The following is a 14,656-nucleotide window of genomic DNA, read 5'->3' as shown; positions in this document are numbered from 1 at the left end:
AATTCGAAAGCAGGTGTTCGCCTGTGCTCGATTCACCTCTGGGAGCACCCCGCATGCGTCGTACCGCGTCGTCCTCCACCGGCCTTGCCGTTTTCCTGCTGGCACTGTCATTCGCCAGCCCCATGGTCCACGCGAGTTGCGCGCCGTTGGGCGGTGCGGTGTCGACGTCGACGTCGCTGGTGTCGGGGGCCGTGCTTGCGCCGCAGACCGCGCCGGCGGCTGCGGTCCCGTCGGCTGACGTGCAGGGAGAAGCGCGGCAGGCGCTGGCGGCGATTGGCCGGTTGGAGGATGCCGATACGGCGTTGTCGCTGGCGGCGGAAGGCGCGGCGCTGTACGAGCGCGAAGCGGTGAAGCTGGACGGGTATGCGTACTGCAGCCAGGCGGTGGAGCTGGCGGAGAAGGGCGAGTTCCGGGAGAGCACGCGGGCGGCGAGCAAGGCGCTGCACGTGGCGCTGCAGACGGGGAACACGGACCTGCTGGGCAAGGCGTACCGGGACCTGGCGATCGCGTTCAGCTATGCGGGGCAACTGGAGCGCGCGGAGCAGTTCGCCAACCTGTCGCTGAAGTATCCCGGCGTCGACCCGACCCAGGTGAACGGCCCGAGCAAGAAGGTGCTGGGCGACGTGCGCACGCGGCAGAAGCGCTTCGCCGAAGCGATCGCGCTGTACGACCAGGCCCGCACCGAGAGTTCGGACCGCTTCCGCCCGCTGGTGGACACCTCGCTGGCCAATGCGCTGATCCTGTCCGGCGACCTCACCCGCGCGCGCAGCACGCTGGACGCGCTGGCGGAGCCCGGCGATCCCTCGCAGCAGGCCCAGCTGCAACGCACGCGAGGCCGCCTGCTGCTGGCCGAGAACAAGCCGGCCGAGGCGCTGGTGCTGTACCAGCAACTGGCCAATGCGCCGGTCAACGGCGATGAAGGCTTCTACCGCGCCTGGGCGCTGGACGGCATCAGCAAGAGCGAGGCCGCGCTCGGCAACGAGGCGCAAGCCGCGCAGGCGCTTGACCAGGCGATCGACGTGTTCGACAAGGCGCGCGCGAAGTTCCGCAGCGACGAGTTCAAGATGGGCCTGTTCTCGGACCTGCAGGTGGTGTTCGAGCGGGCGATCGGCATGCACAGCCGGCTCGGGCAGCCGGCCAAGGCCTTCGACATCAGCGAGCGCAGCCGCGCCCGCGCCTTGCTGGACGCGGTGGCCGGCCGCGCCGAAGTCGGCAACGGCGAAGCGGTGGCACTGGATGCGGCGACGCTGCAGGCGATGCTCAAGGCGGACGAAGTGGTCGTGGCCTACCACGCGCTGCCGGACCGGCTGGTGGCGTGGGTGCTGTCCAGCGAGGGCGTGCGCGAAGCGACCCTGCCGGTGGCGGTCAAGCGCGCGGACCTGGCCCGGCTGGTGGATGCCTACCGCGATGCGCTGATCAACCTGAAGCCGGCGACGGACGTGGGCGACAAGATCGGCACGCTGCTGCTGGCCCCGCTCGACATCCCGGCCGGCAAGCGGATCATCATCGTGCCGCACGGCCCGCTGCACTACCTGCCGTTCCAGGCGCTGCGGCTGGACGGGCAGTACCTGATCGAACGCAACCCGATCTCGATCGCGCCGTCGATCAGCATCGCGGCCAGGCTGGCCGAGCGCACGCCGACGGTGGCCGCGCAGCTGGTGGCGTTCGGCAACCCGACGATCAACCCGGACGTGGCCGACCCGCTGCCCGGCGCCGAGCGCGAGGTGCACGCGCTGTCGCAGCAGTTCCCCGGTGCGACCCTGTTCTTCAAGGAGCAGGCGAACAAGACCAACTTCCAGGGCAGTGCGCCCAATGCGCGCCTGCTGCACGTGGCCGCGCACGCGGTGGCGGACACGCTGGATCCGCTGCACAGCAAGGTGCTGCTGGCCGACGAGAACGGCCAGCCGAACTACCTGGAGGCGAAGGACGTGATGGGGATGGACCTGAAGGGCACCGCGCTGATCGCGCTGTCGGCCTGCGAGTCGGGGCTGGGCCGGGTGGAGGACGGCGACGAGGTGCTGGGCTTCACCCGCTCGTTCCTGTCGGCGGGCACCAGCACGCTGCTGGCCTCGCTGTGGCCGGTGTCGGATGCGGCCACGGAGACGCTGATGACCACGCTGTACGACGACCTGGCCAAGGGCGAGCAGGTGCAGGACGCGATGCGCGACGCGCAGCGTGCGGTGCTGGCGAACCCGGAGACCGCGCACCCGTTCTTCTGGGCCCCGTTCAACCTGATCGGCAACTGGCGCCTGAAGGTGCAGAAGTGAGTACGTCGATGACCTGTCGCGGAAGAGTTCCCATGCACATGCAGACCCCGCGGCGCAGGCCGCTGACGATGAACCTGCTGGCGCTGTCGCTGCTGGCCTGCATGCCCGTCGCCTGGGCCGGCGAGGCCGCAGATGCCGACGCTGCCGTACCGGCGCAGGACACCCCCTCGGCTACCCCGCAGCAGGCACAGGCCCTGCCGGAGCCGCAGATGGCCGGCCAGGCCAGCTTCGTGCTGCAGGGCGTGCGCTTCACCGGCGTGAGCGGGGCGACCAATGTCCCGGAAGCGGAACTGCAGGCGGCGGTGGCCGGCAAGATCGGCCAGTCGGTGACCTTCAGCGACCTGGAGCAACTGGCGGCCAGGGCCAGCGCGGTGTACCGCAAGCACGGCTATGCGCTGGTGCAGGTGTTCGTGCCGGTGCAGGAAGTGGTGGATGGCCAGGTCACCTTCAACGTCAGCGAAGGATCGCTGGGCAACGTCAGCATCGAGGTCGCCGAGGGCGCGCCGGTGCAGCAGGAGCGGGTGGCGAAGACGCTGGCGGTGCTGGAACCGGGCAAGCCGTTGAACGGGCAGCGCTACGAGCGGGCGATGCTGCTGCTGTCGGACCTGCCGGGGATCAAGCCGCAGTCGGCGATCTCGGCGGGTGCGGTGAACGGCACCACCGACCTGACGGTGAAGGTGGGGCAGCGCGACCGCATCCAGTACGGGCTGGAGCTGGACAACTTCGGCAGCCGCGACTCGGGCCGGCACCGGATCACCGGCAGCCTGCGCTGGGCGAGCCCGTTCGAGCGCGGCGACAACCTGGACCTGCGGGTGATGCTGGCGCAGGGCATGCACACGGCGTTCGGTCGGCTGTCGTACGAGACCCCGGTGGGCTACACCGGCCTGCGCATCGGCGGCGGCATCGCGCGGGTGCAGTACGAACTGGGCGGCCCGTTCGCGGCACTGGAACCGACCGGCGTGGGCAACGTGGCGGACGTGTCGTTCAGCTATCCGCTGATCCGCCAGCGCACCACGAACCTGTTCCTGCGCGGGGCGCTGGACAACAAGGACCTGACCGACCGCTTCGAGGCGGTGGGGTTCGAGTCGAAGAAGCGGATCCGCGGGATCAGCCTGGGGATCGCACTGGAGAAGCGGGATGCGTGGCTGGGCGGTGGCTACACCAGCCTGAACGCACAGGCCTACCGCGGCACGCTGGATATCCGCGATGCGATGAGCGAGGCGTTCGACAACCCGCCGTTCGGCTACGACACGGAAGGCAGCTTCGGCAAGCTGACGGTGCAGTTCGCGCGGCTGCAGTACGTGATGCAGAAGCTGAGCCTGTACCTGGGCGGCGGCCTGCAGCGGGCGAGCAAGAACCTGGACACGTACGAGAAGTTGTCGCTGGGCGGGCCGAAGGCGGTGCGCGCGTACGCGACCGGCGAGGTGCTGGCGGACGACGGCTGGCTGGGGACGGTGGAGCTGCGCTATGCGCTGAAGTCCGAGGCGTCGCTGTTCGCGTTCTACGACGCGGCGAAGGGGGACTTCTTCCACGACCCGCGGGCGGTGGACGTGGTGACCAGCCGGAGCCTGCGCGGGTATGGCGTGGGCTTCAACTGGAGCAAGCCGGGGCAGGTGACGATGAACCTGAGCGTGGCGTGGCGGGGCACGGGTCCCGGGCTGACGGACGGCGGCGATCGCAATCCGCGGGTGTACTGGTCGATCCAGAAGGCGTTTTGAGGAGCATGGCGATGCGCATGAAGAAGACGACACGGAAGCAGCTTCGGACGATCCGTCGCCGGCGTTTGGCGTTGGCGCTGGTGGGCGCGATGGCGATGCCGCTGCTGCCGGCGCTGGCGCAGAGCCTGCCGAGCGGGTACACGGTGGTGAATGGCGATCCGACGATTGCAAGCGCCGGCAACCAGATGACGGTGACGCAGACCACGAAGGGCGCGATCATCGACTGGGGCAGCTTCAACGTCGGCGCGGGTTACGGGGTGACGTTCGACCAGCAGTTCGGGACGAGCAGCGTGACGTTGAACCGGGTGGTGGGGTTCGGTTACTCGAGCAGCCCGTCGAACATCAACGGGACGCTGACCAGCAACGGCAACGTGTTCATCATCAACCCCGCGGGCATCACCTTCGGCAGTGGCGCACAGGTCAACGTGGGGGGCATCGTCGCGTCCACGTTGTGGATGAACGCCGGCGACTTCATCAATGGCCTGGCGACCGGTCGCTATGTGTTCACCGGCTTCAACGGCGATACCAGCACCGATCATCAGGTACGCAACGAGGGCGAGATCATCGCCGGTGCCGGTGGCGTCGGCCTGGTGGGCCAGACCGTGTGGAATCGCGGATCGATCACCAGCAATGGCGGCAACATCGTCGCCGGCGCGGGCACCCAGGTCACCCTGGACCTGGTCGGCGATGGCCTGACCCAGGTCACCGTCAATTTGCCGCCGACGGTGGATTCCGGGATCGTCCAGGAGCGCACGGGGTCGATGACCGCCGATGGCGGGCAGATCCTGCTGCGCAGCGCCGCAACCGCCGGCGGAACCGGTGGTGTGATTTATGCCTCCGGCACGCTGCAGGCGCGGTCGATCGCCAACGTCAACGGGCGGATCGAGCTGACCAGCAACGGCGGGTCGGTGTTCGTGGGTGCCCCCGGCATTTACGACGGCTTGAAGTCGCCTTTCACCGCAGGCTTGATCGACGTGTCCGGTGGTCCTGGCGAATCCGGCGGCTCGGTGCTGATCCAGGGCAATGGTGTGCAATTCGTCAACGACGATGCCACGCCCACCAATCCCACCGATCCGTTCTCGGTCGGCAGCATGATCAATGCCTCCGGCGACGCCGGTGGCGGCCAGGTGGAGATCCAGTCCAGCGACGGCGTGACCATGCTCGGGTTGTCGCGGATCATCGCGGATGCGGATGCCGGGACGGCCGGGCAAGTCAGCGTCGCCGCAGTCGGAAGCATCCTCATCCAGGGTGACATCAGTGCCACGACGAAGGTCGACGGCAACGGCGGCAGCGTGGGCCTGTTGTCCAGCACCGGCAACCTGTTCCTGATCGGCACGGTCTCCGCCACGGGTGCCAACAATGGCGGCTCGGTATTGATGTCGGCGATGAACGGCGGGCTTGCGATTGATGGCTTCGTCAGCGCCAATGGCGGCGCGGGCAATGGCGGCCAGGTGGCAGGCGTGGCTGACACCGTGATCCTCACCGAGAATTCCGAAGTGAGCGCGGATGGCGGCGCGGGCGCGGGCGGCCTGGTCGGTTTCCGCGGCACCAATGCGCTGGCGGCGTATGGCCTGTTGACCGCACACGGCAACACGGCCGGCGGCAGCATCTTCACCACCACCGACGGTACCTTCGATGTCCGCGGATTGCTCGTCGATGCCGGTGCCGATGCCGGTACCGCCGGTACCTGGCTGCTTTCTGCACCGTCGCTCAGCGTGGTCAATGGCGCAGCGATCGGTGGCATCGGCGCGCCTGTGCTGGGCACCGCAGTCCAGGACGCGGAGATCAATTACGCATTCGAGACTGGGACCAGCGTGGTGTTGGAGTCGCAGTCCGATGTCGATTTCAACGGCGCGCAACTCCTGTCGACGTCCGCATCGCCGCTGTCCTTCACCGTGAATGCCGAGGGCGCGATCTTCGGTAACGATTTCTCGATCGGCAGCTTGGGTGGTTCGTTGGACATGGCGTTCAATGCCAATGCTTCAGGCGGGGATGGTGCCATCTTCTTCTCCGATGCGACGTTGTCCAGCAATGGCGGGAACATCGCGATGTACGGCGATTCGGATCCTGTCGTGGGCACGGCCAGCAGCTACGGCACCGGTATCGCGCTCGCGGACACCACGATCACGACGGATGGCGGCGATGTGCTGATTCGCGGCAGCAGCAACGGTGCCCGCGCAGGTTTCGACGATGCGGGTGTGGTGCTGGACGCAACCGACATCGATGCCGGTAGCGGTGCCATCGACATCTACGGCTTGGGCGCGGGCGACACCAGCGGCGTGATCGCACTGAATTCGCGGCTCGTTGCCGGCAGCGTCGGCATCGACGGCACTGCAGAGGACGGGGGCGATGGCGTCTCTCTCTATTACGCCGACATCAGTGCCGGCATTGGCGATGTCACCATCGATGGCCAAAGCGTTGATGGCGATGGCCTGTACGCCTATTCCAGCAACATCGTGACGGCGGGCGGCGACATTGCGTTGACGGGCATCGGCGGCGCGCGGGGCGTGATTTTCGACGGTGACTCGAACCAGCTATACAGCTACGGCGGCGACATCGACATCAGTGGCGAGGGCGGTACTGGCGCAGGTGTGTATTTTTCCGGCCAGGTCAACAGCGATGGTGGCGACATAACCATGTATGGCCTGAGCGCCGCTGCAACCGGGCTTGATTTCGGAGGCGGTTATTACAGCGGCATGATCAGCAACGGCGGCGACATCGTCCTCACCGGCATCGGCGCGACCCTAGGCGTGCAATTGCGCCTAAGTGCATTCATCGACAACGAGATCGACAGCGCCGGCGGCGCGATCACGGTCACCGGCAACGCGTCCGCGCCTGATGGTATCGGCGTTTACTCGGAGGGTGTCGACTTGATTGGCGGCACGGGCGACGTGACCGTGACCGGCATCGCGCCGCTCGGCATCGGCATCCTGTTCGGGGACGGCGCCGGCGTTTCCACCACGACCGGCGCGATCGGCCTGTACGGCACCGGCGCGGACTTCGGTCTGGATATCACCGACGGCGCACTGGATACCGACAGCGGCGACATCACGCTGGAAGGCACCGCAACATCGGCGACGGCGATTGCCGGCGTCCGGGTGACCGGCGATGGCTTGGTCACCAATGGCGGCGACATCCGCGTGACCGGCAGCAGTGCCGGTGGCGTGGGCGTGCAACTGGGCGACGGCAGCACGTTCGCGATCGGCAGCGGTGGCGGCGCGATCGTCATCGAAGGCACCGGCATCGATGCCGGCGTGCTGATGGATGGCAACCAGGTGGCGAGCGGCGGCGGTGCGGTGTCGATTACCGGCAGCGGCGCGGATGTCGGCGTGTCGCTGGATGGCAGCGACATCGACAGCGCGGGCGGCGATATCGATGTGGACGGCACGGCGACGGGCACGGGTGCCGCGGGTGTATCGCTGTATGCGGCGCAGCTGGTCGGTGGCGCGGGCGACGTGAACGTCACCGGCAGCGCGGTGGCCGGCATCGGCATCGCCATGGCCAATGGCAGCAGCGTGTCGACCACCACCGGTGCCATCGGCTTGTACGGGACCGGCGCGGACTTCGGCCTGGACATCGCCGATGGCGCACTCGACACCGACAGCGGCGACATCACCCTGGATGGCACGGCAACCGCAGCAGATGCCGTTGCCGGCGTGCGCGTGACCGGCGATGGTCTGGTCACTAATGGTGGCGACATCACCGTGACCGGCAGCAGTGCCGGTGGCGTGGGCGTGCAGTTGGGCGATGGCGGCGCGTTTGCGATCGGCAGCGGCGGTGGCGCGATCACCATCGACGGCACCGGCATCGATGCCGGCGTGCTGATGCAGGGCAACCAGGTCGCGAGCGGCGGCGGTGCGGTGTCGATCACCGGCAGCGGCGCGGATGTCGGTGTCTCGCTGGATGGCAGCGAGATCGATAGTGTCGGCGGCGACATTGACATCGATGGCACTGCATCCGCGGCTGGCGGCGTCGGCATCGACCTGGCCGGCGCACGGCTGCTGGCCGGCACTGGCCAGGTGAACATCTTCGGCAATGCGGTCACCGGCACCGGCGTGCGCTTCGACAGCGCGTCCGCCATCGCCACCACCACTGGCGACATTTCCCTGACCGGCATCGGCGAGGACGTCGGCCTGACGCTGGATGGCGGTGAGTTCACCACCGACAGCGGACATATCGACCTGCGTGGACGTGGCACGGGTGCGGAGTCTGCGGGCCTGGTCATCGGCAATGGCGTCAGCATCGTCACCGATGGTGGCGGCATCGAACTGAGTGGCGAGGGTGGCAATGGTGCCGGCATCAGCATCGGCACCGGTTCGCTGGTGGATGCGGGGGACAGCCTGATCGTGCTGCGTGCGGCCAACGACGGCGGCAGCGACGCGATCCGCCTGCAAGGCGCGATCCGCAGCGGCGTTGGCGTGAACCTCCGGCCCGGTGGCGTGGATGCCAATGGCGGCCTCACGGATCGCGTCGACGACCAGATCCTGCTCGGCGGCAGCACCGGCTTCGCGTTGAGCAACGCCGAACTCGGCCTGATCGACACACCCGAGCTGATCATCGGCAGCAACCTGCACGCCGGCGCGATCCAGGTGCTGGGCGGCATCAGCCGAGATGGCAACCTGACACTGCAGAACACCGGCGGCAGCGGCGGCATCGACCTGCAGGCCGCACTCGACGTCGGCGACTACACGCTCGCCCTCTCCAGCGGTGGTTCGATCACCCAGGCCAGCGCCGGCGTGATCACCGCCCACAGCCTGCTCGCGCGGGCCGGTGGCGACGTGTTGCTGGCAACTGCGCTCAACGACGTGGCCAACACCACGCTGGCGGGTTCGGCGGGCGGCGACTTCGAGTTCCAGGACGCGAACACGCTGGCGATCGGCAGCGTGTCGGCGGTCGGGTTCGATGCGACCTCGGGGCAGTTGTCCAGCGTCGGGGCGACCGGTATCACGGCCGGTGGCGATGCCTTCGTCCGCAACCTGCAGGGAGACCTCACCCTCAATGCCGGGGTGACCGCGACCGACATCGACCTGGTCACCGCAGGACGCCTGCAGAACGTGGCCGGCGCGAGCCTGGTGGCGAGCGGCGACTGGCGGGTTTGGGCCAGCACCTGGGAGGGCGAAACCCGCGGCGGCCTGGCCGGAGAGGGCAACCTACCGAATCTCTACGGTTGCGCGTACCTGGGCGCGTGCGGCGTCACCGTGACAAGCGGCGACAATCACTTCATCTATGTGCAGCAACCGATCGCGACGGTGACGTTCGATAACGCGACGCGCGAATACGGCCTGCCCAACCCGCTGTTCACCTTCAGCGTGACCGGCGCGATCCTGGGCGACACCGCCGCCAACGTGGCCACGGGCGTCGCGACCACAACCGCCACGATCGGAAGTGACGTGGGCCTGTATCCGATCCTGGGCAACTTCACCTCGGCGGCCGGCTACCAGATCCAGTTCGTGCCCGGCACCCTGTCGATCACGCCCGCAACGCTGCTGTTCACCGCCGATGGTGCTGTCCGCTATCTCGGGTTCCCCAACCCCGAGTTCACCGGCACCGTCACCGGCTTCCGCAATGGCGATACCGTGGCCAGCGTGTTCGGGGACGCGGTGATCTGGTCGTCGCCGGCCGGGCCGCTGTCGCCGATCGGCTACTACCCGATCATCGGCGGAACCAGCGCGAGGAACTACGTCTTCGCGCAGGCGCCCGGCAATGCGACCGCACTGCAGGTCATCCTGCTGCCATCGGTGCCCGGCAGGCCGGTGAACTTCATCCGCGAGACCGTGAACACCTACGTCTACGACCGCAACTTCGGTGGCGCACCGGTGTGCGCGGTGAATGCCTCGATCGACGACACCGGCCTGGCATCGTCCGGCGATGGCCTGTACACGGAATGGACCAAGGTGCGCTCGCGCCCGAACCTGACCAACTGCTTCGACAGTGAGCGCGAGAACGGCTGCGGCAACTTCTGACCGCGACTGCCGGCGTCGCCGATCAGGCGGCGCCGGCGAGCGCGGTCACGCCGCGCTGGGCCAGCAGGGCACGCAATTTGGCGGGTGCCAGCGGGCGCAACAGCACGCGTGCATGCGTCCGTCCGGCACGTTCGAAGATCTCGCTGCTCGCGGTCGCCGACAGCACGATGCGGATGGCGCGCGGATGTTGCCGGGCGATCGCATCCAGTGCGGCCCATGCCGGATCATCGACCTCATCGATGGCGCAGATCACCGCATCGATGCCGTCCTTCCCGCCCTGTGCGGGTTGCGCCAGGCGCGGGCCCGCGGCGAACACCGCGGCATAGCCCCAGGCCTGCAGCATCGCCGGCAGGACCTCGGCATCGGCCGGCACGTCCGACAGCAGCAATGCCTGCGGCATGCGCTTGCCCGAGGTCGCACGCGGCAGGTCGAGCAGGAAACAACTGCCGCCATGCAGGCGCGAGCGCAGTTCGACCCGGCCGCCAAGCAGCGTGGCCAGCCGGGACACGATGGCCAGGCCCAGGCCGAAGCCCTTGCGATGGTCGCGTTCGGGGTTGCCGACCTGGAAGAATTCGTCGAAGACCCGCGGCTGGTGCACCGGCGCGATGCCGATGCCGCTGTCGCGCACTTCGATGCGGACGCGCTCGCCGCGCACGCGCGCGGCCAGCAGCACGCGACCGCCGGCCGGGGTGGCGTTGATCGCGTTGTCCAGCAACCGGCCGAGCAGGCCGGCCAGCAACCCGGGATCGGTGGTGACCGCCAGCGCCTGCGCGTTCGCGTGCAGGCTGACGCCGGCCAGTCGCGCCCGCTCGTGGTGGGCCGCCAGCAGTTCCGCGAACAGGCCCTGCAGCTCGCAGGTCGCAGGTTGCGCCTGCAGGCTGTCGGCTTCGAGCTGGGAGAGCAGGAGCAGGCCGTCGAGGATGTCGGCCATCGTGCGGATGCCGTCCTGCAGGCCGTCGATGTCCGGCAACTGCGCGGGAGGCGCGTCGCGGCGCAGGCGGGCAAGGGCCAGGTCCATTGCCTGCAGCGGTTGCCGAAGGTCGTGGTTGCTGGCGGCCAGGAAGCGTTCCTTCGCGCGTTGCGCGCCATCCGCCTGCTGCATCAGCCCGACCATCTCGGCGGACAGGCGCCGATACTGCGCGGCGTGGGCTTCGCCGCCGGCCTGCAGCGCGTCCTGTCGCTGGCGCCAGGCCTCGAGCAGCGGGGCGAGCTCGCTCAACCCGGTTTCATGGAGCGCAGTCGGTTCTGCATCCACCAGCGATGCCAGGCGCGCGGCTTCCCGCCTCGTGCGTCGCGATGCCAGGAACCAGGACGCAAGCGCGCCCGCCAGCCCGCCGCAGACGGCGATGCCCGATGCCAGCAGCAGTTGCCGCATCGCTTCCATGGAGCCCCCGGATTTCCGTTCAGGGTAGGCAGTGGCCCGGGCGGCGGCGATATCCCATCGGGGCTAGCCGGGACGCGGGCCGCACACGCCGGAACTAGGCCGAACGGGGTATCGAATCGTTGCCGCGCGCGGTGCAGACTTCCGGGAAAGGACGGGCACCGGCCCGTGCCTCCAATGCATTCCGGCCGCAAGGCCACCACGTTACGAGGATGGGACGATGAGCATGACCAAGTATCTCCGCACCGCCGTTGCGATCGCCGTCTTGGCTGCGTGCGGCAACGCGTTCGCACAGGATCCGCAGAGCGCGCCGTCGGTGGATTCGATCATCGACAGCCTGAAGGCGGACACGCCGGCACCGGCCCAAGGCCAGACCCGTGCGTTGCGCCCGGGCGCCGCTTCGATGGCAACCGCGCCGGCGCCCGCTCCGGCCGCCCCGGCCAAGCCGGCGTCGATCAACATGCAGATCAACTTCGAGTACAACTCGGCCGAGATCGCCGGCAGTTCCGAGAAGACCATGGCCACCCTGGCCAAGGCGCTCGCATCGCCGCAGCTGGAAGGCCGCAAGTTCACCGTGATCGGCCACACCGACGCCAGCGGTTCGGCGGCCTACAACAAGGCGCTGTCCGATCGTCGCGCCGCAGCGGTGCGCCGCTACCTGATGGACAACGGCGTCGCCTCGTCGCGCCTGCGCGCGGTCGGCAAGGGCGAAAGCCAGTTGCTCGACAGCAGCGATCCGGATGCCGCCAGCAACCGTCGCGTCGAGATCCAGGCCACCGGCGGCTGAGGCAGCAGGAAGGAGGGCGCTGGCATGCCGATCCAGGTCGTCAACGGCGCCATCCTGACGTGCCCCTTCGGGGTGGCGCCATCCACCTTCGTGGTGACGCCCGAGAATCGGGTGCTGTCGGGTAACCAGCCCGCCGCGAACATCATGGACTTCGTGCCCATGAAGAACATCATGCCGTTCGGCATGTGCACCACGCCCAGCAATCCTACCGTGGCTTCCGCCACGGCTGCCGCATCGGGGGTGTTGACGCCGATGCCCTGCATCCCGGTGACCACGCCCTGGAAGCCGGGTGCGCCGACGGTATTGCTGGGTTTCATTCCTGCGCTGGACAACACCTGCACCTGCCAGTGCACGTGGGGAGGGGTGATCACGGTGACCAGTCCCGGCCAGGTCACGGAAATGATCCCGTGATATCGAACCGCTCCTGACGAGTCGTCATTCCGAGCGTGCGAAAAAGCCGGCCATTGGCCGGCTTTTTCATCCCTGGATGCACCCGCAGCTTATTTGCGCATCACCACCATGGGGCCGTTCGCGGCGAACCAGTCGGTAGTGTGCCAGCGGTGGTAGCCGCCATCCGGGTCCATGTAGGACACATGGTTCTGGGACGGGCCGCTCAGCCGGTAGATCAGGACGGCGTGGGCAAAGCTTTCGCGTTTGTAGGCGCAGAAGACATGCGAATGCGGCAGGTGTTCCTGCAGGTAATGCTGCAGTTCCTGGCCGACGAACACCCGGTACTCCAGGCCGAATGCCCTGCACAACGCCGGGATCTTGGTGGTCGGGGTAATGCCGCCGCTCGGGCCCTCGCCGTAGGTCTGGATCAGGGTGGCCTGCGCCTGCGCCGCGATGCGCGAATCGATCTTCGACCAGCTTTCCAGCACCGCGGCCCAGCAACTGTCGGTCAAGGTTTGGCTGACGCGGGGAGGCGGTTGGCGCAGGATGCCGTGCCCTTTCCCGTTGAGCAGGGTACCTGTCCCGTTCCTGCTCATCCGAACAGGTTGCCCAGCGAATTCGCGGCATTGCCCATCGCACCAGCCGCGCCGGTGGCCGCGGATTGCGCGGCGCCGACGGCCCCCTGAGCGGCTTGTCCGACTGCAGCAGAGGCTTGACCAATCGAAGCCTGTGCATTGGCAATGGCGCCTTGCGCGGCTTCGCCTGCCTGTGCCGCAGCGCCTTGCGCGGCGTTCTGTGCATTGTTCAGGGCGCCCTGCGCGGCACCGCTCAGGGCCTGCTGTGCTGCCTGTGCTCCCTGGTTGGCCTGAGCAAGCCCTTGCTGCGCGGCTTGGGTGACTTGCTGTTGTGCCTGCGCGGCCGCGCCCTGTGCACTGGAAATGGCCTCCTGCGCGGCGTCTCCGGCTTGCTGCTGCACTGAATCCACAGCTGCCATGGCTTGGTCGATGGCGCCTTGCGCGGCGTCCTGCGCCTGCTGCTTCATGCCGTTGACCGCATCCTTGATTTGCGCGATCGCCGCGGCCGCCTGGTCGCGAACCGCCTGCTGCGCCTGCTGTACGGCGTCCTTGGCCGCGGCAAGCGCCTCTTGCGCTGCGGCGTTTGCCGTGGCCTGTGCCTCGTCCAGCGCGGCCATCGCGTCGTCCATTGCCCCGAGCGCCTGGTCGGCAAGGGCGTCGGCCTGATCCAAGGCGTTGTTGGCCTGGTACAGCAGTGGCCCGGCAATGTCGTTGAGTGCGCCGGTGGCGCTGCCCAGGGCATTGCGGGCCTGGGCGGCGCGGCGCGCGAGCTCATCCTGCAGCGCACGCACGTAAGGACAGTCCGAGGCCGGGAAGTCCATTGGCAGGTTCGGGAAGCTGGTCGGCAGTGCATCCAGCGCGGCGGCGACCTGGCCGAGGGCGTCGCGGGCGTTGTCCAGCACCGCACTGCGCACCTGTTGAAGGGCATCCGTGGCCGCATTGCGCAGCATGTCCTGGGCCTGGTCGATGGCGGCGTTGGCGGCATCCAGCGCATCGCCGACCCCGTCCTCGATCAGGCCCATGGCGTTGTCGACCATGCCCATCGCGTTGTCGATGGCGTCCTGCGCGGCCTGCTCGGCGGACTGCATTGCGCTGTCGAGGGCTTGCGAAGCGGCACTCAACGCGCCTTCCGCGATCGCCTTGGCTTGGTTCTTCGCATCGTTCACAGCCGCTTGCGCCTGCGCCAGCGCATTTTGCGCGGCAGCACCGGCCTGCTGGCTGGCATCGCTCAGCGCCTGGTTGGCTTGCGCCAGCGCGTTCTGGGCCATGTCATTGGCGGCGGCCCGCGCTGCATCCATGGCCTGGTTGGCCTGGTTCAGTGCGCCCTGCGCTGCGGCGCCGGCTTGCGCGGCGGCCTGTTGTGCAGCCTGCTGCGCTTGCGCGACCGCGCCATTGGCCGCGCCGGCGGCCGCGGCGGTGGCATTGGAGACTGCGGTCTGCGCTTCGGCAATCGCGCCCTGCGCGGCGGCGCCGGCCTGAGCCGCCGCCTGGGTCGCGGCCTGCTGTCCCTGCTGCACGGCTTGGCCGGCGGCGGGGCCGATGCTCGACAGGCCTTGGGTGGGTCCTCCGAACATG

General features: G+C 68.4%; 8 protein-coding genes. 5 read left to right on the top strand and 3 right to left on the bottom strand.

What is annotated here, in order from left to right:
* The first annotated feature begins 53 nt into the window (after positions 1 to 53).
* Genes ACE3T8_RS07535 through ACE3T8_RS07525 form a run of 3 tightly spaced genes read left to right on the top strand, consistent with a single transcriptional unit; the run spans position 54 to position 9,948 of the window.
* The gene (locus tag ACE3T8_RS07535; protein WP_374608135.1) at positions 54 to 2,267 is read left to right on the top strand and encodes a CHAT domain-containing protein; all 2,214 of its coding nucleotides are present in this window, start codon (positions 54 to 56) and stop codon (positions 2,265 to 2,267) included.
* 32 nt (positions 2,268 to 2,299) lie between these two features.
* Positions 2,300 to 3,985, top strand: a complete 1,686-nt coding sequence (locus ACE3T8_RS07530; RefSeq protein ID WP_374608133.1) for a ShlB/FhaC/HecB family hemolysin secretion/activation protein — start codon at positions 2,300 to 2,302, stop codon at positions 3,983 to 3,985.
* Positions 3,986 to 3,996: 11 nt separating this feature from the next.
* Positions 3,997 to 9,948 carry an MBG domain-containing protein gene (locus tag ACE3T8_RS07525; protein WP_374608132.1) on the top strand — a complete coding sequence of 1,984 codons (5,952 nt, stop codon included), beginning with the start codon at positions 3,997 to 3,999 and terminating at the stop codon, positions 9,946 to 9,948.
* A 22-nt stretch (positions 9,949 to 9,970) separates the two neighbouring features.
* Here the strand turns inward: ACE3T8_RS07525 and ACE3T8_RS07520 are convergent, their stop codons facing one another.
* Entirely contained in the window at positions 9,971 to 11,332 is a 1,362-nt protein-coding gene (locus ACE3T8_RS07520) for an ATP-binding protein (RefSeq protein WP_374608130.1), read from the bottom strand.
* Between the two features lie 217 nt (positions 11,333 to 11,549).
* On the opposite strand from ACE3T8_RS07520, the gene ACE3T8_RS07515 reads away from it, so the two are divergent.
* Together ACE3T8_RS07515 and ACE3T8_RS07510 are read left to right on the top strand one after the other, a co-directional pair.
* A complete protein-coding gene (locus ACE3T8_RS07515) occupies positions 11,550 to 12,116 on the top strand; it encodes an OmpA family protein (protein ID WP_374608128.1) in 567 nt (188 codons plus the stop codon).
* Between the two features lie 24 nt (positions 12,117 to 12,140).
* Entirely contained in the window at positions 12,141 to 12,527 is a 387-nt protein-coding gene (locus tag ACE3T8_RS07510; RefSeq protein ID WP_374608127.1) for a DUF4280 domain-containing protein, read from the top strand.
* A gap of 89 nt (positions 12,528 to 12,616) precedes the next feature.
* On the opposite strand, the gene ACE3T8_RS07505 is transcribed toward ACE3T8_RS07510, so the two are convergent.
* Positions 12,617 to 13,018 carry a hypothetical protein gene (locus tag ACE3T8_RS07505; RefSeq protein ID WP_374351528.1) on the bottom strand — a complete coding sequence of 134 codons (402 nt, stop codon included), beginning with the start codon at positions 13,016 to 13,018 and terminating at the stop codon, positions 12,617 to 12,619.
* Between the two features lie 80 nt (positions 13,019 to 13,098).
* The gene (locus ACE3T8_RS07500) at positions 13,099 to 14,655 is read right to left on the bottom strand and encodes a hypothetical protein (protein WP_374608125.1); all 1,557 of its coding nucleotides are present in this window, start codon (positions 14,653 to 14,655) and stop codon (positions 13,099 to 13,101) included.
* Position 14,656 lies beyond the last annotated feature (1 nt).

The sequence above is a fragment of the Thermomonas sp. genome (genome assembly GCF_041919455.1).
Lineage (GTDB): Bacteria > Pseudomonadota > Gammaproteobacteria > Xanthomonadales > Xanthomonadaceae > Thermomonas.
This window is presented reverse-complemented; position numbering and strand designations above follow the sequence as displayed.